This is a genomic window from Streptomyces sp. NPDC003393, assembly GCF_053589015.1.
Genome location: NZ_JBSFRB010000020.1, coordinates 40,025 through 57,903 on the forward strand (window position 1 = coordinate 40,025; position 17,879 = coordinate 57,903).

Here is a 17,879-nt window from a genome sequence, read left to right on the forward strand (position 1 = left end):
GGCAACCGAATCCGCCGAAACCGTGGTCTGGAGGGCAAGGGAGGGTGCTTGATGCTGGCCAGACAAGAGGCCGAGTTCCAGGAATTCGTCAGAGCGCGGTGGTCCCATCTCGTACGGACCGCGTATCTGCTCACGGGCGACGTGCACCACGCCGAAGACCTGACGCAGACGGCGCTGGCCAAGGCGTACCGCTCATGGCGGCGCGTCTCGCGCAGCGACCGGCCGGAGGCGTACGTCCGGCGGATTCTGGTCAGTTGCAACAGCGACCGATTCCGCAAGCGACGGGTCACGGAGGCTCTGACCCCGTCGCTGCCGGAGGTGGCCGGGCACGACGAGGCCGTCTCGCGGGCCGCGGAGCGGGTTCCCCTGCTCACGGCGCTGGCCGGACTGCCGCCGAAGCAGCGGGCGGTGGTCGTCATGCGCTACTGGGAGGACCTGTCCGAGGCCGAGGTCGCCGAGGTGCTCGGCTGCTCCCCGGGAACGGTCAAGAGCCAGGCGTCCAAGGCGCTGGCGAAGTTGCGTACGCATCCGGCCCTTACGCAGCTCGTGGAGTCCAGGCAGGGAGGCAGCAGGTGAACGAGGAGCCGGAGCCGCAAGGTGGGGAAGGCGGCGAGGACTTCGAGCAGCAGTTGCGTGAGCTGCTCGCCGAGGGTGCGAACACCATCCGGCCCGCGCCGGTGCCGTATCCGACGATCCGCCGCCGGGGCGCGGGCGAGCAGCGGCGCCGGGTGGCGGCGGCCGGGGCGGCTCTGGTGACGCTGGCGGCAGTGCCCGTAGGGGCGTACGCACTGGCCGGCGGGGGTGTGGGCAGGGACGCGGTGGCGTCGAGGCCATCGGTCGACGCCACGCCGCGGGCATCGGCGCCGACACCGACACCGACGCCGTCGCCCGCGGGGCCTGCGCGGCCGGCCACGGAGGGCCAGCTCCTCGACGGGATCACCTTCGGGCAGGCCGCCGACGGGCTGCGGAAGTGCCTCGCATACGCCCAGTCGCCCACAGGCGGCCCGCCCGACGGATTCCGCACGGACCTGGGCGCGGCACAGGGCTACCGGATCATCCTGGCGATGAACAGCACCGGCGACTCCAACGCGCCCGGCGATGGCATGTACGTCGTCGCGGTGAAGGAGCAGCCGAAACAGACCCGGTTGATCTGCAACATCAAGGACGGCGAGGCCAAGGGCCTCAACACCAGCGTGGGCTCCGACGATCCACCAGGCGCCGGCCCCGTCATGGCCGACATCAACGGCGGCAAGCTCTACCAGCAGTCGGTCCTCGACCGCGGCAACTGGAAGCTGCCGTTCCGATGGGGTGTCATCGGCACCGTCAAGCCGTCGGTGGCGAGGGTGACCGTCTCCTACGGCGGCGCCACCAGCCGGGCCGCCCTGGACCACGGCTGGTTCGTGGCCTCCGGCGTCCTGAACCAGCAGGTCACCGTGGCCCCGCGCATCAAGGGTTATGGCGCCGACGGCGGGCTGGTCTACGACTCCGACAAGGACAAGAACTACGCGAAGCGGTTGCCGTAGTGCCACCCGGCCGGGGTGCCGCACAGGGGGCGGCACCCCGGGATCCCGGTCCGAGGTGCGGCACGAAGTAGGTCTACTGGTCGCCTGACCTCGGGCTGGTATGTCTCTCACCTGCTGCGACGGTCCGCAGATGTCTGCGGTTGTTCGCTGCTGTGGGTCGGCGTTGTCACGCAGTCAGACACGCACCCAGGCTGCCTACGCTTATGCCACGTCGCTGAGGTGAGAAGCTGTGTGAGGCACCTTGACCGACTGGGAAAATAGCTTCGTCGTGAACGCCTGGTCTGGGCATGATTACCACCGTGCGTGAGGACTGGGACCATCGCGGGCGCAGGCGGTACAGGCTGACGGAGACGGAGCGCGGCGATGTCTGGGGCGTGTGCGCCGCAGTAGACGGACTCTTTGGGGAGCCCCGGCGCGGGACGTATGAACTGTTCGACTGGGTGCAGGAAGGTGCCCAGGTCCGGGGCTGGGTCGGCAGCCGGGTGTGGCTGGTGCCGGACGACGATGCACTTGAGCCCTGGCTGCTGGAGGACACCGAGACCCCGGACGGCTCTTGGGGACCGGCAGTCTCGTGCTCACTGGCCTGGACGACTGCGAAGGTCCGCCTGAGGGACACATGGGTCGTGTCCGAGTGCACGACGGGCATCGGTGGCTGGGCTCCTGTCGGGAATTCACCCGCGTCCTGCCAGCCGAGCAAGCGGCGCCCCTGCTCGTCCTGCGAGGGCTTGCCCAGGGTGATCGGCTGCGAGCCGCATTGATGAAGGGCACCCGGCGGGCGCTGGACCTGGAGGAGGCCGCCCTGGAGATACAGGACGCCCAGGGCGTGCCGCTCACCGATCGGCTGCTGTGGACCAAAGTCCGCTCCTGGTGCCCATCCTCCTACGGGGCAGATCTGATCGACCTGGAGCTCGACGGACAGCTCTTCACCCCCGTTCCCGAATTCGCCCGGCCCATCTGGGAACGGTGGCTCGCCGGGCCGCCGGACACCCTGGGTGCCTGGGCGGGCCTCGACACCCGGCGCCGCGGGGCCTGGCTCGATCTCGTCCGCGAGCGGGCCTGTGGGCGCTCTCACCGCGACCGGTCGGCTGGTCATGCCTACGAACTCGACGGCCGGCACATCACCGACGAACCGGGCCTCTATCTGGCGCTTGGGGAGGCGGTGAACGGGCCGGGTGGCTACTTCGGCGGCTGTCTGGCCGCCCTCGACGACTGCCTGCGCGGCACCTTCGGTTACACCGCCCCCGCAACCCTGCTCTGGCGGAACGCCGTGACCGCACGCGAGCACCTGTCCCGGACCCTGACCCCAGACGGCCAGCCCTACGACCTATTCGCCGAGGTCCTCGATGCCCTGGCCGAGGGCGGCATACACGTCACCCTGGCGTGATCCGCCGTCCGAACATCTACCCAGTCCTGATGGCGTCCCCGGCAGGATTCGAACTGCGCCCCCCGCTGTAGGAGCGAGGTTGGGCCGTCACTGGTGCGACCAGCGTCGGCATACCTTGCATCGAGTCGGGCAGCATGCACCCCTGCCTGCCATGATTCCCCGTGCGTCCCCGCCCGATCTGGGACGGATGTGGCACCGGCCGGCCAACAGCGGCCGTCAGCGGTTGCGTCCGGAGAAGTGGTGTACGGGTTCGAGGTACGCCTTGGCGCGCAAGGGGTGAAGCTCCGGGCGGTCACCCGCAGGTGCGTAACGTACTGCGGTCTCGATGCTGGGAAGCAGCTTGGCTGGGTGATCGCTGAGTGCCACGTAGCTCGATGCGTGCACGAGTGTCCACGCTTCATCCACCTGCTGCCGGAAGTCGGCAACCGATGGGGTCGGCTCGGCCGGCGGCTGCTGGAAAAGGCTGCCCAGTGCCGGGTGACCGGTGAAAGCCACCCGTAGGCCGTCGAGGTCGTTCCACCAAGTCGCGTGCCGGGCGGCGCACAGTCCGTCTGCCCGATCCGCTGATCAAGATGTTGCGCCAGCATCAGGAGGAGCAGGAGAAGGAGCGGGCGGAGGCCGGCACCGATTGGGAGGGCACGGGGTACGTCTTCGCCTCACCGACCGGCGGGCCGCTGAGCCCCAACACCGACTATCACGTCTGGAAGCGGCTCCTGCGGAACGCGGGTCTACGGGATGGGCGTCTCCACGACGCTCGGCACACCGCCGCGACCGTCCTCCTGATCCTTGGCGTCCCGGACGTCGTGATCGATGCGATCACGGGTTGGGAGCCTGCGATCACGAGTTGGGAGCCTGGGGGAGCGGCACGGATGCGCGCCCGGTACATGCATGTGACGGGGACCATGCTCGGCAAGGTCGCTCAGCAAGTCGGGGAGGCCCTCTGGGAGCCTCCCACCATGGGCCGAGAACCCAACTGAGACGGAAACTGAGACGGACGAACGTCAGAGGGCCGGGTCACTTTCGTGATCCGGCCCTCTGAGCTGGCGGAGGATACGAGATTCGAACTCGTGAGTGGTTGCCCCCAACACGCTTTCCAAATGTTCGTCCGGGGGTTCTGGGGTGTACGGGAACGTCCTGACCTGCGGTGCAGCTGGTCCGGTCGGGGGTTCTGAACGGTGCTGTACGCCGGTGAATGCAACCAGAACTGCAACCACGGAAGTGGGAGCAGCGTGAGTGTGTCCAGCTTCTGCTCGTGGTTCCTGGTCAGCGGGGAATCGCCTCCTTACTCCCCGTTCTGCGACCAGGCCGCGGTGAGCGCGGTGACCGGGTCGCAGTCGGCTGGTGCCGCGGGCCACCATTCGCCGTCTTCGTCCCGGAGGTAGGCGTACCAGCGGGCGTCGGGGCCCAGACGCAGCTGGATGCCGTGGTGGGTGAGGGTGAGGCGGTTGCGCCAGGTTCTGAGGGGTGTGGGGGAGTCGGTCATCTCGGCGAGGGCCGCGTCCAGGGCGGTGCGGGCGGCCTTCATCACCGTCGGGTCGGGGGCGTAGGGATGTTCGGCGACGGTGATGCCCGTAGGGCCGCCGTGGCGCCAGGCGCGGGTGAGGCGTGCGAAGGCAGTGGGTTTGGCGCCGGTGTTCTGGATCAGGTGGTGGAACCACTCGGGTCCGGGGTTGCTTGCGGCGATGCGGACGGCGTCCTTGTGCTGGGTCAGGTGCAGGTCGGCGGTGTCGCCCGCGAGGAGCCGGGCGGCGCGCGCGGTGGCGTCGGCCATGAGGCGTTCCAGGTCCGCGGCGGCCAGACCGGTGCCGGATGGCGGGGCGACGGGCAGTGCTGTGGTGTGGGCGGCGGGTTCCGGGAGTTCGGGCAGTTCGGGGGGCTCTTCGACCCAGCGGGCGTACGCGGCGGCGGCCGGGATGCCGGCCGGTGCCGGTGGGGCGGCGGTCTCCTGTGCTGCCGTACGGAGTGCGCGCAGCTGGCCGAAGACCTCCTCGCGACCGCGGCCGCGCAGCGCGAAGAGCACGAATGGGTCGGCGTCGATGGTGGCGGCGATGGCGTAGCAGAGCGCGGCGGCGTGTTTGCAGGGGTAGCCCCAGTCGGGGCAGGAGCATTCGGGATCGAGTTCGGTGGGCTGCGGGAGCAGGGGGACGCCTGCTTGGTGGGCGTCGTCGACGAGTTCGGCGGGCATCTCGCCGTCGAGGAGGGCGGCGAGATGCCCGGCTCGGGCGGCGATGGTGTCGAGGAGAGTGCCCCATTGGGCGTCGGTGAGGACGGGCAGGTGGACGGCGGAGCGGTAGGGGCGGGGCCTGCTGCCCTGAACGGCGGCTTTGACCTGGCCGGGGGCGATGGTGACGGCGCTGACCATGCCCTGGCGGGCGTAGGTGCGTCCGCGGGACAGGCGCCCCGAGTCCAGGGTGGAGTCCTCCAGGGCCGTCACCCATGCCTGGCCCCACCAGGTAGCGGCGAATGCACGCCTGCCGCGGGCGGGCGCACGGCGCTGGCCGGGAAACGAAGGGCTCATGTCTGCCTCCCCAGGGCGACGAGTTCGGCGAGGTCGGCATCGGACAGCTCGGTCAGGGCGGCCTCACCGGAGCCGACGACGGCGTCGGCGAGCGCGCGCTTGGACTCGAGAAGCTTCGCCACCTTGTCCTCCACGGTGCCCTCCGCGAGGAGTTTGTGGACCTGTACGGGCTTGTCCTGGCCGATGCGGTAGGCACGGTCGGTGGCCTGGTCCTCGACGGCCGGGTTCCACCAGCGGTCGTAGTGCACGACGTGGGTGGCGCGGGTGAGGTTGAGGCCGGTGCCCGCGGCCTTGAGGGAGAGCAGGAACACCGGCACCTCACCTCGCTGGAAGCGGTCCACCATCTCCTCGCGCGCGGTGACGGGGGTACCGCCGTGCAGGAAGAGGGTGGGGACTCCTCGCTCTGCGAGATGCTTCTCCAGCAGGGTCGCCATCTGCTTGTACTGAGTGAAGACCAGCACCGACTCGCCCTCGGCGGTGATGGTGTCGATCAGTTCGTCGAGCAGGTCGAGCTTGCCGGACCGGCCGCGCAGCGGTGTCGACTGGCGCAGGTACTGGGCGGGGTGGTTGCAGATCTGCTTCAGCGCGGTGAGGAGCTTCAGAACCAGACCGCGGCGGGCGGTGCCCTCGGCTTCGGCGATCTTCGTCATGGTTTCGCGGACCACTGCCTCGTACAGGCTCGTCTGCTCGGCGGTCAGAGGCACGACGCGGTCGGTTTCGGTCTTGGCGGGCAGTTCGGGTGCGATGCCCGGGTCGGACTTCCTGCGGCGCAGCAGGAACGGACGGACAAGACGGGACAGCCGGTCGGCAGCCTGTGGGTCCTCGCCCGACTCGATCGCTCGGGCGTGCCGGTCGCGGAAGGCCGTGAACGGGCCGAGGAGTCCGGGTGTGGTCCAGTCGAGGAGCGCCCACAGTTCGGAGAGGTTGTTCTCCACGGGGGTGCCGGTGAGGGCGACGCGGGCGCGGGCGGGCAGGGCGCGCAGCTCACGGGCGGTGACGGCGTAGGGGTTCTTGACGTGCTGTGCCTCGTCGGCGGCGATCAGCGACCATGCGTGCTCGGTGAGGGGCTCCCGGTCGCGGCGCAGGACGCCGTAGGTGACCAGGACGATCTCGTCATCGGCGAGGTCCTTCAGGTGGCGGTCGCCGCCGTGGTAGCGGCGCACGGGGATGGAAGGCGCGAACCTGGCGGCCTCGCGCTGCCAGTTGCCGAGCAGAGAGGTGGGGCAGACGACGAGCGTGGGGCCGGCGGTGGCGGGGTCGCTCTGGCGGTGCAGGTGCAGAGCGAGCAGGGTGATGGTCTTGCCCAGGCCCATGTCGTCGGCGAGGCAGCCGCCGAGGCCGAGTGCGCACATCTCGGCCAGCCAGGCCAGGCCCCGCTTCTGGTATTCGCGCAACGTGGCCTTGAGGGCGGCGGGCTGGGGCACGGGGGTGCGGGACTCGGGATCGCGGATACGAGCGACCAAGTTGCCGAGCGCACCGACCGCCGCACAGGGGACCCGGTCACCGTCCCGCTCGGCCTCGCCGGTCAGCGCGGCGCTCAACGCCTCCATGGGGGTGAGCGGTTCCATCCGGCGGCGCCTGGCGCGTGCCACCAGCTTCTGGTCGGCGACCACCCACTGGTCGCGAAGCCGGACGAGGGGACGGCGTGACTCTGCGAGAGCGTCCATCTCGGCCTCGGTGAGCGGCTCGCCACCGAGGGAGACCTGCCAGCGGAAGTCGAGGAGGGCCTCGGTGTCCAGCAGGCCGCCCGCGGTGGAACCGGGGGCGGTGCGCTGCCCGATCTCCGCGGTCGAGGTGAGCGCCTTGACCAGGTCGCGCGGCCAGTGCACGGCGACACCGGCCGCGCGCAGCGCGTCCGTGGCGTCTCCAAGGAGATCGAAGGCTTCGTCGTCGGTCAACCGGAGCTGATCAGGAGCGGCATCGTTGAGCAGCCTCTGCAGCGGGGGCCAGGCGCGGGCGCCGCGGCGCAGGGCGAGAAGGGTCTCGGTCTCGGCGCGTGGGCCGAGCAGCCGCTCCACTTCGGCCGGCTCGCTCCAGAGTCGTGCGGCCTCGATGACGAGCGCAGGGTCCGCCGCGGTGTGCAGTTGCAGGACGGCACGGAACTGCCGTCGGCGTCCTTCGGGTACGTCGACGCGCAGGGAGACACTGACCTCGGCGGTGAGCGCCGCCTGGGTCTCCTCGGCCCATTCACGCAAGGCGGGCACGGCGCGGGCCTCGCGCCAGGCGTACGGCAGCGCTCCCATGGCGAGCGGCGTGGCCGGCGTGCGGACCAGATCATCGGCGACCGCGTCGCAGAACTGGCGTACCAGCGCAGCCGGTTCGGCGATCCGAACCGGAGGAGGGCCAGGCTCGCGCAGGCAGTGGGCGTGTGGCGGGAAGGCGGCGGCCAGGGCGTCCAGCGTCTGGCGCTGGGTGGCGGTGTACGGACCCACCTGCCAGCTGTCGTAACCGGCGGGGGTGAGGGCCGGGTGGAGGCGGCCGTCGGCGAGCAGCCGCAGCGCGAAGCGAGTGGCGGCCTGCCAGGCGGCGCCGGCGGGATGCGTCGGCTCCGCAGTAGCCAAGGCGGCGACAGCGACGGCGACAGGCAGCGCGTAGCCCTCAACTCTGCGCCGCCTGACCGAGCTGCCGTGCGGCAGGACCAGCTCCACGACCGCAGTCTCCAGGCCGGTGGGCGCCACAGTGTCTCCGGCCGCCGCCCCGGTCGGCTTCCACAGCAGCAGCCGCCCAAGGCGAGCGGGCTCACCGGGCAGGAACACCGCCGCCCAACCGACGCCGAGCAACTCCCTCACGAAGGCGGACGTTTCCTGCCGGGCCAGCGGCGGTGCGCTCCTCGCGCCCGTGCTCGGCTCTCGTACGACGACTCGTGCCACTCTCTTCCGCCCTGTCGCTTGCCGGGCCCTCCCCTGGGCCGCTCACTGTCGAACCTCACCAGGCAATGTCACACGCTGGCAACCACGGGCCTTGGCTTGACTGCTGGCGACGGCGCCACGACGGATATGCCGCTGCTGAACACACTGGTCCTCAACCGTACGGTTCGGCGCTGAGGCCATGAGCACCTGGGACCCAGCCGCGCTGAGAGGCGTTGATCGAAGAGGCCACGGTCGACGCCTACGGCGAAGATGAGCCCAGCTCACCGGCTTCTGGACCTGCCGCTGCCGGAACCCGCCCCCGAGGGCGGGAACAGGCAGCACGTAGCACGCATACCGCAGTATGCTTGCGGCTATGGCAGACACCACACGCATCACGGTGACGCTCCCCACCGAGCAGGTGGCGGAGCTGAAGAAGATCACGGACAACATCTCCGGCTACGTGGCCGAAGCGGTCGCCAGGCAGATCCGGCACCAGCTCCTTGGGGCCGACCTGCGCAGCCACACAGACGAGCACGGGGCCTTCAGTGAGGAAGAGCTGGCCGAGGCGCGGGCGCGGATCTTCGGTACGACGTCGGCCGCCGGCGGTGCGAGCGCCGCGTGAGCGGGCACATCGAGACCGTCGTCCTGGACAGCGAGGGACTGTCAGCCTGGGTGGCGCAGGACCGGAAGGTTCTGGCGATGTTCCAGGTGTTCCACGACATGGGAGCGGACCTTGTCGTCAGCGCCAACACCATCGTGGAGGTGAGCCACGCAAGGGTGAACCTGCCCCGACTGCAATGGGCGCTCTCCCGGGTCAAGGTGGAGCCGATCACGGAGGCAGCGGCCAAGGCGGCGGCCCAACTGCTCAAGGGCGCCGGTCTGCACGGACACAAGTACGCGATCGACGCCACCGTCGCGGAAGCGGCCTTGCGTCAGCCTGGTCCGGTCGCCATCCTCACGTCGGATGTCGATGACATGACCCGGCTGTGCGGCGGCGAGATCCGGATGATCGGGCTATGACCGCGACATCGTCCCGGGACCATGGACAGATCCGCGTGGATCCCCCGAGACCAGAGTCGCCGCAGGCCAGCCCGTGACGGGCGAATAAGGCATCGACGGATGCGGGGGCATGGCTGCGTTCGGTGTCAAAGCTCCTCAGGGCGCAACGCCAGCTGGCGGCCGGTAGCCATCGTGACGTATCCCGTCGGATGGTGTGGCTTCCCACAGTCTGCGCCGGTCGCCCCATAGGACGTGAGCGTGCGCCTCTCCCGCTTGAGGAAATGATCCAAATGTCGCCTATAAATGCAACCGAAACTGCAACCAAGACATGCCAACGAGCCGGACCGCATTGAGCGGTCCGGCTCGTCGTTTCGCCTGTTCAGGCGGCTGCGGAGGATACGAGATTCGAACTCGTGAGGGGTTGCCCCCAACACGCTTTCCAACTGTCCGCGCGGTCGTCCGGGGGCGTTCGTCCGAGTTCGCGGGCCAGGTCAGAGGGGGTGCGCGCACGCCGGTGAACATTGGCGGCTGTCGGTGCACTGGACAAAGACCAGGACAAGGAGCGGCTCAGAACGCACGCGGTTCATGGTCAGCCCCGCTGTGATGGCGCACGCCAGGTCCGTGCGGTACCACGAACTTCGGCGGCGAGAGTGACGTCGTCTGGCACTTGCCTCTCTTGGGATGCCCCGGCCAGATCGATGTACATGAGCGCGGCGGCCGAGCTGCCGAGCTGAGTTCCGTGACCTTCGACTCCCCAGCGGGCGAGGTGACGTGCCCCCTCGTCCAGGCCGTCCTCGGGAGCGGTGGGAAAGATTTCGCGCAGGGCGGCGCGAGCGATCTCCACGGCGCTTCGTGTCTGCATCGTAAGGGTCCTTCCTGAGGGTCACGGGTGGCTGGCGCGCGCGGTGCACACGAGGCACTTGTCCTGGTAGCCGGTCATCCACATCACCGCGCGGGCGAAGCTCTCTGCGGATTCGAGTGCCTCCGTGCGGTCCAGTTGAGCGAGTTCGACCGTGCAGAGCACGTCCCGGACCAGGACCTCCCAGTGGTCCTGGGCCTTCTTCCAGTCTCCCCGGTGGGCCCGCCTCACATAGCGGTCTAGGAACTCTTGGTCCACCGCGCTCTTCAGGTGTAGCGACTCAAGAAAGGTGATCCTTCCCGGCAACTTGAGCCGGCGGCCGAGGCCCCTTTGCTGAAAGAGGTGATTGGTGGCGATCTCCTTGACCCGCTGCATCCGGGCAGCAATCACATGACCGGCCACTCCACCGATGAGGGCGGGCACCAGCAGCCAGCCGAGTACCGACGCACCCCACGACGATTCGTGCACGGGCGGGTCTATGAGCGTGAACGCCCTGTAAATGCCGCTCCAACCCTTCTCGGATCGGCTGGCACCGAACACCCAGACAAATCCGATGACCAGGGCGATCGGTATGCCCCAGTCGATGAACCACTGTGTGACGCCCGACAAGGCCTTGCGTGAGCGGAACGTACGCCGTATCCACACCCACACTGACTGCCCACGCAGCGGTGGCAAAGATGGCGGCAGAGGTGGCTGAGGTGGTGGTGGCAACGGAGGCCCTCCAAGGAGGCGACAGGGCTCGATCACCGCAAGTGACGCTGCCATGCGGTCCGTGGTTGCAGCCTCCAGTGGGGACTTGAAGAACCCAGTCGGACCCACTGAGCGCCCGCCCGATGCGCGCGGTCGCCAGCCCAATCGAGCAGTCGGCCGCCAAGGTTCTGCTCGGCGTACTCACGCGCCATGCGTCAAGCCTGGGCAGACGTGCCGCCACTGTCAGTGCCATCCGAGAGACTGACATCAGGGACAGACGGGACACCAAGTGGACTAGTTGGCTCCACGATCGCTGATTTTTAGGCCACCAAGCTATAGGCTGTTCCGCATGGTAGAGAGGACAGTAGTGAACCCTGTGGGCGAACTTGAGACATATGAACGAGATCTAGTCCACCTAGCAAGAGTTGCGATGGCAGGGAGGGCACAGGACGTGCAGACCCTGGTCCAGCGCATGGCCCGCCGTTACCAACGATCGAACGAATCGCTCGCTGGCTCGCTTCGAGAACTGCTGCGTTCCGCTCCAACAGCACAGACGCCCTTGCGTGGACTCGGCAACGCCACCGCCCTCCCTCTCGACAGCGACAGTCGCCTGCCACTAATCCGAGCGGAGCAACTCGGGCCGGCCGTTCGTCCAGTCCTGACTCCGCCAGTGAGAGCTGCAGTGGAGCAACTCCGTGACGAGCACCGGAGCGCCGACCGGCTCGCACGACAGGGCCTGACACCGAGTCGCACCGGTCTATTCACTGGCCCTCCTGGTGTCGGCAAGACGCTCGCCGCCCGCTGGCTAGCGGACGAACTGAAGCTCCCGCTGCTCGTACTGGACCTCTCCTCCGTAATGAGCAGCTACCTCGGGCGAACTGGAGGAAACATTCGCAAGGTGCTCGATTATGCGAAATCAAGCCCTTCAGTCCTGCTCCTAGACGAACTCGACACAGTGGCCAAGCGGCGCGACGACATGGCCGAAGTTGGAGAGCTCAAGAGGCTTGTTACGGTCCTTCTCCAGGAAATTGATGACTGGCCCACTGGTTCACTCTTGCTGGCTGCCACAAATCATGCGGACCTCCTGGACCCGGCGGTATGGCGGCGATTCGACCTCGTGGTCAAATTCCCCTTGCCTGGTCCGGTCGAACTAGAGGAAGCACTTCTCCACTACTGCGGAAATGAGACACCAAAGAACATTGCTTTTCTCGTGAGAATCCTACAGGGTTCCTCCTTTGCCGATGCGGAACGTTTCGTTATGACGGCACGCAGGAAGGCAGCCTTGAGTGGCGAACGTACGTTCGATGTCCTGTTGAGTCTGGGACAGGAACGCCTGGCTCAAATGAACCATGCCGAGCGTCTTCAGGTGGCACTCGACCTAGTGCAAGATGGGAGCCTCTCGCAGAGGGGAGCTAGCGAGTTGACGGGGGTCAGCCGCGACACGATTCGACGCAAGCAGCGTGCGGGCCAAGAGCAGTAGAGCCAGAGGGGGGCAACATGGCTGGAGAGCGCAACTTCCTACTCGGACACGGCGAGCGTCTCGTCGAGAGGGTGGCAACGCCTCCGGGCGGAGCATCGCCCGAACTTCCATACACCGCGGAGGAGGCTCGACAGCGACTCCTCCCTCAAGTCCAGAGGGCAGTAACGACCTTCGATTCCTTGCCAGACGAAGCCTGCCCGTCAGGGAAGACGGTAGGCCTCGTCACTCTGCACCCCCAATTCATCGCTAAGTCCTACCATCCCGGTGACTTCCTTCGGGATAACGGGCTTGCGTACATTGGATCCCGGGGCGCCAAGATCACCCCGGAAAAGTGGACACGGCAGGGCGAACCCGTCGAGTTGGACACAACGGAGCTATTCGTATCCGGGCAGCGTGAGTCGTTTTCGCTTCTGGCTCAGCGGCTGGAGTCACCTGGCGCATTCCCAGACGGATCTCCCTTGCAGAAAGTCGAAGCATTTCGCGCTCCGGACGCTTCGGATAAGAAACGTGGGGAAATGCCGCTTCCTCACATTTCATCGCTCTTCGAGGTAGGACTACACATTCCGAGCGTGGACCGCGACGCCATTGTTCGGTCATTTCAGCGCTGGGCTCGCGCGTGCGGCGTGTCAGCCGACCTCGACAGGAGCATCCCGGTCTCTGGGCTGATTTTTATGCCCGTTGCCGCTCACGCGGAAGAACTGGATGAGCTGAGCAGGTTCTCCTTCCTCCGGATCGTTCGACCGATGCCGAGGCTCCGTACGCTGCATCCCATCGAGAGGAGCCTCCCGGCGGCCGCACTGCCTCCGATCGAGGTGCCAGATGAGCCCGTAGTCGACAGTTCCATCCGTATGGCCATCTTCGATGGCGGTCTCCCCTCAAGCGGGCCTATGAGCCGATGGGCCCAGTCTCTCGATGTGCCTGGGGTCGGCGCAGCCGTGGAAGAGTGTGTGGATCACGGTCACAAGGTGACGTCAGCCGCTCTCTTCGGCTGTCTGAAGCCCGGAGAGGCCGCTCCGCGGCCCTTTAACAGCGTGGACCACTATCGGATCCTCGACGACGTAGAGGACGACCCCTATGCCCTCTACACGGCACTGAATCGCATCCGCGATGTGCTGGAAGAGAAGAACTACGACTTCGTGAACCTCAGCCTGGGCCCGGAGCTCCCTATTGAGGATGATGAAGTACACCCGTGGACAGCGGTACTGGACGAGTACCTCTCCCATGGGCAGACTTTCATGACCGTAGCAGCCGGAAACAACGGAAACCACGATTGGGCCTCGGGCAACGCCCGCATCCAGGTGCCATCCGATTGTGTGAATGCCCTCGCTGTCGGATCGGCTAATAGCAAGCTAAAGAACTGGGATCGAGCCGAATACAGCGCAATTGGCCCTGGCCGCTCGCCAGGATTGGTGAAACCCGACGTTCTAAGTTTCGGAGGCACCCCGTACGAGCCCTTCATTTTCTTGCCGCGCAATGGGACGGATGCCCCGTCGTCGGCGATTGGTACGAGCTTCGCGGCGCCAGCCGCACTCAGGATGGCCGCAGGAATCCGAGCACACTTCGGCGGACATATTAAGCCTCTTGGGCTTCGGGCTTTGCTCGTACACTGTGCCGAACGTGGAATTATGCCTGTCGAAGAGGCTGGCTGGGGAAGAATCCCTGACCAAATCGACGCCTTCGTAATCTGTCCTGCAAACTCCGTTCGCGTGTTGTATCAGGGGGCGATCGAGCCGGGGCAGACGATGCGAATGCCCATTCCCCTGCCCGAGGATGTAAGGACGGGCAACGTCGAAATCAGTGCCACGTATTGCATCAACTCCCCAACCGACTCGCGCAGCCCGAGTACGTACACGGCCAGTGCCATCGAGCCCGTATTTCGTCCACATGCGGAAAAGTTCAGCAAAGAAGACAGCATGCACCCGAAGACGGATCCATTTTTCAGGTCGAGCGACTTCTTGCCCGAGAACGATTTGAGGAAGGGGGCGCACAAGTGGGAGACCATTAAACACAGGACTCTCACCAAGAGAGCTTCGTCGTTGCTCCGACCAGTGTTTGACGTGAAGTATCATTCGAGGATTGAGCAACTCGTCGGCGTCCCCACCGAGAAGGTGGAGTACGCGCTTGTGATCACTCTCACCTCATCCCGAGATGCGGACATCTACAACAAGGTCGTCCGGGCCTATAGCGGCCGATTGGAAATCTTGCAGCCGCAGGTAGAAATTCCTATCACCGTGCAGCCGTAGCATGCCCCTTGAATGCAATCCCACAACAGCGGGAGCCGCTCACCCCGAGTGGCTCCCGCTGTTGTCCTCCATGCAGATCGAGGCAGGAAGACAGGCCCATCGGTCGGTTGGGTGAGACGTGGGAAGCTGGAGACGGTGAAGCGCGATCGGGAGCTCGGCGAGGTTGAGGAAGGGGAGGCCACGTGCCGCAGGGCAGTCCGCGAGGTACGTACCTGGAGGTCTCGGAATCTCTCCGCGAGAAGATCAGGAAGGGCGAGATCACAGAAGCGCTGCCGTCTCAGGCGGCACTCGTGAGCGAGTACGGCGTGAGCCGCAGCACCATCGAACGGGCGCTTGCGGCGCTCAAGGGCGACGGTGTTATCGAGTCGGTTCAGGGTGCCGGGTGGTTCGTGGCGGGGACCGGTGACCGCCGGCCGTTGGTCGAGAAGGTGACCGACCTGTTGCGGGCCGACGGGGTCAGTGTCGGCGACCGCTTCCCCACCGAGAAGGAGCTGTGCGAGCGGTTCGGAGCGTCGCGGACGGCCGTCCGTTCCGCCATCGCGCAGATGGAGGGGCAAGGGCTCATCGGCAAGGGTGCCGCGAGAGGGCGGGAAGTACGTGCGTTGCCGGCCGGGAGGGGGACTCAGACCGTATGACGACGACCGAGCGAACTGAGTTCGACGCTGACGCGGCGGGCGCCATCCTCCGCAAGGCGTGCGAGGTCGCGGACGTGGCCCCGGACGGAATCGAGATGCTGCGGTTCGGGGACCACGCGGTGTTCCGTGTGGACGGCGGACGTATCGTTTCCCGGGTCGGTAGGAGTCCCGATCGGCTCGCCTCCGTGCGGAGAGAGGTGGCCGTAGCGGAATGGCTCGCGACCGAGGGATATCCGGCGGCACGACTTGTAACGGCGGCCGAACAGCCGGTTGTCGTTCAGGGCCACCCAGTGACGTTCTGGGAAGGTCTCTCCGACGGAGACACGTACGCGAGTACAGGGGAAATGGGCGCACTGCTGCGGCGGCTTCACGAATTGGAGTCGCCGCACTTCTCGCTCCCGCCCCTTCAACCTTTTGACAAGGTTGCGCAGCGCTTGAAGCGTGCCGCCATCCCGGACACCACCCGCGCGTTTCTTCGGTCCATGGCCGACGATTTGGCGGCTGAGTACGGCCGTCTCCAGTTCGCGCTTCCGGCGGGTCATCTGCACGGTGACTTCAACGTCGGAAACGTCCTGCGCGACGCGGCAGGCCGTCCGAAGGTCATCGACTTGGACGGGTTCGTCACGGGCCCCCGAGAGTGGGACCTCATGCAAACCGCCATGTACTACGACAGCTTTGGTTGGCACACAGAGGCCGAGTACTCCGATTTCGTCGCCGGGTACGGGTTCGACGTGCGGGAATGGTCCGGATACACCGTTCTCCGGAGCATCCGCGAACTGCTCATGGTTACGTGGCTCTCGCAGAACGCCGGTACCAATCCGCGTGCGGCCGAGGAAGTTGAGAAGCGTGTGGAAAGCCTACGCTCGGGTGGCTCTCGCCGAGACTGGGCGCCGTTCTAGAAGCGTCACACCTGTTGCCAGAGGCGGAAGCCACGGGCTTGTTCCTCGAATCCCCGGAACTCCGTGGCCCGTCTCATCCCGTCCGTGACGCGCCCCTGGAATTCCCGCACGTATTGAACGCAGCGCGCAGACTTCAACCCCTCGCCGAGTTGCAGCGCGCTCAGCGCGATATCGAACCCACGGCCGATCTCCCCTTGGTTGATGTATGCCTCAGCCTGAACCATCGTCGCAAAGAAGTCGCTCCGGTTGTTCAGGCCGTCGCCGAAGACGGAACCCGCGCCCCGCTCCGTGGCTTCGACGGAGCGGCCCAGGTCGCGGAAGCAGTGGCCTATCTCGGCTGCAAGTTCCACTTCGTCGAAGTACGCGATGTACGGGGGGTCGCTGTCGGCCGTTCGCTGGCTGAGCTTTCGTTCCGCCTCCACAAGGGCGAGGTCACAGCCCCGCTCATCCCCGAGTCGGGCCAGTGCCCGGGCTTCCATCGCGCGGAACTGTGCGGCCATGGTCGGCCCCAGGGCAGGACCCGGACCGGTGTACGCGGCACGAGCGAGTGTCGCAGCGTCCTGATACCGCCCCAGGAACGTGGCCTGGTGGCTCATGGCCGACAGGATGCTTCCGCCTAGAAGCCTGTCACCGGCTGCTTGCGTCATGCGTAGTGCCTGGATGAGGTACCGCTGAGCGATGCCGTGAAGGCCGCTGTCGTACGACATCCATCCGGCGAGTAGGAGCGCTTCCGCCACGGCGGAGTGCAGTTGCCTGCCCACGTCGTCGGAGTACTTCCCGTCGAGCATCGGCCGGACATCCGTATGCAGGTACTGAATCAGTGCTCGCCGGGCGTGCCCGCCGCCGAACTTGCCGTCGAGCATGCTGAACGCGTCGGCTGTCGAGCGCACCATGTCCACGTCTACGGCGCCGACCGCCCGGTTGCCCGTCCGCGTCAGCTCTCCGTCCGGAGGGGCCACGATCCAGCGTAAGGACGCGGTGTTCCAAGCCGCGGAATCGGGCAGCGCTCGAACCAGCGTCTCAGCGTCGGCTAGGTCGGCACGCCAAAGGTCGGCCACGGTCTTGGCCGTGCTCTCCGGTTTGTCCGCGAAGTCAAGCCCCAACTCCGGCTGTACAGCGGACACTGCCGCGTCGCCCATCCCGATGTCATCAATCGTGAGCTGCCGCCCCAGCTTGCGCCCGATCGCGTCGGCGATGAACTGCGGCATATTGCCGCGTGGGATGGAGCCCTTGAGCCACCTGGTCACGTAGGTGTGGTCACAGGTGACGTTCTCACCTGACCGAGCGGCAGTGGCGACCACCGCGCGAGCAAGCGACTTGTGTGAGAAGTCAGCTTCCTGCATGAGCGCGGCCAGCCTGGCGTTCCGGTCTGCCATCGAACCCCCAGAGAGCGGCCGTAGTACCAGCTTGACTCACCGTCACTCTACGCAGGTCAGGGGCAAGGTGCAGAGGCTTTGCACGTACGAGTGCACGAGTGCACCCCCAAGTACACGCTCCCGAAGTCCTCGCCGTCTGGCGACAGTTGAACCACCACCGCACGGGGCAGGTCGGCGATCCCGAGTCGAAAGCCACGGGTTGACGGCACGGAATCCATCTGCCAACGTGAGTGGTAGGTAATACACACCACGCATGATGGGTGTGCGCTGGAGGAGCGCCCGGAGGAAAGCCCGCAGGGGTGAGTACGAAGGAAGCGTCTGTTGGTTGAGAACTGAACAGTGATCGTGCGGGGCTGACGCGAGTCGGCGGTCGCGGTAGGTGTCTAGGGCGAGGGTCCGGGGGCAAACCGCCGTGATGAACGTC

Annotated in this window: 13 protein-coding genes and 2 pseudogenes; 10 read left to right on the forward strand and 5 right to left on the reverse strand. The window is 66.7% G+C overall.

Annotation, left to right across the window (positions count from 1 at the left end; all coding sequences use genetic code 11):
* Positions 1-51 precede the first annotated feature (51 nt).
* From ACWDUZ_RS20470 to ACWDUZ_RS20480, 3 genes and pseudogenes are all read left to right on the forward strand, one after another.
* The gene (locus ACWDUZ_RS20470) at positions 52-576 is read left to right on the forward strand and encodes a SigE family RNA polymerase sigma factor (RefSeq protein WP_451633199.1); all 525 of its coding nucleotides are present in this window, start codon (positions 52-54) and stop codon (positions 574-576) included.
* On the forward strand, positions 573-1,523 hold the full coding sequence (locus ACWDUZ_RS20475) for a hypothetical protein (protein ID WP_451633200.1): 951 nt from the start codon (positions 573-575) through the stop codon (positions 1,521-1,523). The genes ACWDUZ_RS20470 and ACWDUZ_RS20475 overlap by 4 nt, the downstream gene beginning before the upstream one ends.
* Before the next feature lie 287 nt (positions 1,524-1,810).
* A pseudogene (locus ACWDUZ_RS20480) lies at positions 1,811-2,907 on the forward strand (barstar family protein).
* Positions 2,908-3,123: 216 nt separating this feature from the next.
* Here the strand turns inward: ACWDUZ_RS20480 and ACWDUZ_RS20485 are convergent.
* Complete coding sequence (locus tag ACWDUZ_RS20485; protein ID WP_451633201.1) at positions 3,124-3,402, reverse strand: hypothetical protein; 279 nt, start codon at positions 3,400-3,402, stop codon at positions 3,124-3,126.
* Positions 3,403-3,410: 8 nt separating this feature from the next.
* On the opposite strand from ACWDUZ_RS20485, the pseudogene ACWDUZ_RS20490 reads away from it, so the two are divergent.
* A pseudogene (locus ACWDUZ_RS20490) lies at positions 3,411-3,884 on the forward strand (tyrosine-type recombinase/integrase); the annotation flags it as partial.
* A gap of 305 nt (positions 3,885-4,189) precedes the next feature.
* Here ACWDUZ_RS20490 and ACWDUZ_RS20495 read toward each other — a convergent pair.
* Both ACWDUZ_RS20495 and ACWDUZ_RS20500 read right to left on the reverse strand, forming a co-directional pair.
* The gene (locus tag ACWDUZ_RS20495; RefSeq protein ID WP_451633202.1) at positions 4,190-5,425 is read right to left on the reverse strand and encodes an SWIM zinc finger family protein; all 1,236 of its coding nucleotides are present in this window, start codon (positions 5,423-5,425) and stop codon (positions 4,190-4,192) included.
* A complete protein-coding gene (locus ACWDUZ_RS20500; protein ID WP_451633203.1) occupies positions 5,422-8,214 on the reverse strand; it encodes a DEAD/DEAH box helicase in 2,793 nt (930 codons plus the stop codon). Before ACWDUZ_RS20500 ends, ACWDUZ_RS20495 begins: the two co-directional genes overlap by 4 nt.
* A gap of 433 nt (positions 8,215-8,647) precedes the next feature.
* Here ACWDUZ_RS20500 and ACWDUZ_RS20505 point away from each other — a divergent pair, with 433 nt between their 5' ends.
* Positions 8,648-8,896, forward strand: a complete 249-nt coding sequence (locus tag ACWDUZ_RS20505) for a hypothetical protein (protein WP_058850160.1) — start codon at positions 8,648-8,650, stop codon at positions 8,894-8,896.
* Positions 8,893-9,294, forward strand: a complete 402-nt coding sequence (locus tag ACWDUZ_RS20510) for a DNA-binding protein (RefSeq protein ID WP_451633204.1) — start codon at positions 8,893-8,895, stop codon at positions 9,292-9,294. Before ACWDUZ_RS20505 ends, ACWDUZ_RS20510 begins: the two co-directional genes overlap by 4 nt.
* Positions 9,295-10,156: 862 nt before the next feature.
* On the opposite strand, the gene ACWDUZ_RS20515 is transcribed toward ACWDUZ_RS20510, so the two are convergent.
* A complete protein-coding gene (locus tag ACWDUZ_RS20515; protein WP_451633205.1) occupies positions 10,157-10,741 on the reverse strand; it encodes a DUF6313 family protein in 585 nt (194 codons plus the stop codon).
* Between the two features lie 751 nt (positions 10,742-11,492).
* Here ACWDUZ_RS20515 and ACWDUZ_RS20520 point away from each other — a divergent pair.
* The 4 genes from ACWDUZ_RS20520 (at position 11,493) to ACWDUZ_RS20535 (ending at position 16,079) form a co-directional block, all read left to right on the forward strand.
* Positions 11,493-12,302 (forward strand): AAA family ATPase, encoded by an 810-nt coding sequence (locus ACWDUZ_RS20520; RefSeq protein WP_451633206.1) that lies wholly within the window; start codon positions 11,493-11,495, stop codon positions 12,300-12,302.
* 17 nt (positions 12,303-12,319) lie between these two features.
* Positions 12,320-14,545: a S8 family peptidase gene (locus ACWDUZ_RS20525; protein WP_451633207.1), complete on the forward strand. Its 2,226-nt coding sequence runs from the start codon at positions 12,320-12,322 to the stop codon at positions 14,543-14,545.
* A 182-nt stretch (positions 14,546-14,727) separates the two neighbouring features.
* On the forward strand, positions 14,728-15,180 hold the full coding sequence (locus ACWDUZ_RS20530) for a GntR family transcriptional regulator (protein WP_451633208.1): 453 nt from the start codon (positions 14,728-14,730) through the stop codon (positions 15,178-15,180).
* Positions 15,177-16,079 carry a phosphotransferase enzyme family protein gene (locus ACWDUZ_RS20535; protein ID WP_451633209.1) on the forward strand — a complete coding sequence of 301 codons (903 nt, stop codon included), beginning with the start codon at positions 15,177-15,179 and terminating at the stop codon, positions 16,077-16,079. Before ACWDUZ_RS20530 ends, ACWDUZ_RS20535 begins: the two co-directional genes overlap by 4 nt.
* A gap of 5 nt (positions 16,080-16,084) precedes the next feature.
* On the opposite strand, the gene ACWDUZ_RS20540 is transcribed toward ACWDUZ_RS20535, so the two are convergent.
* The gene (locus ACWDUZ_RS20540) at positions 16,085-17,455 is read right to left on the reverse strand and encodes a hypothetical protein (protein ID WP_451633210.1); all 1,371 of its coding nucleotides are present in this window, start codon (positions 17,453-17,455) and stop codon (positions 16,085-16,087) included.
* Positions 17,456-17,879: the final 424 nt, after the last annotated feature.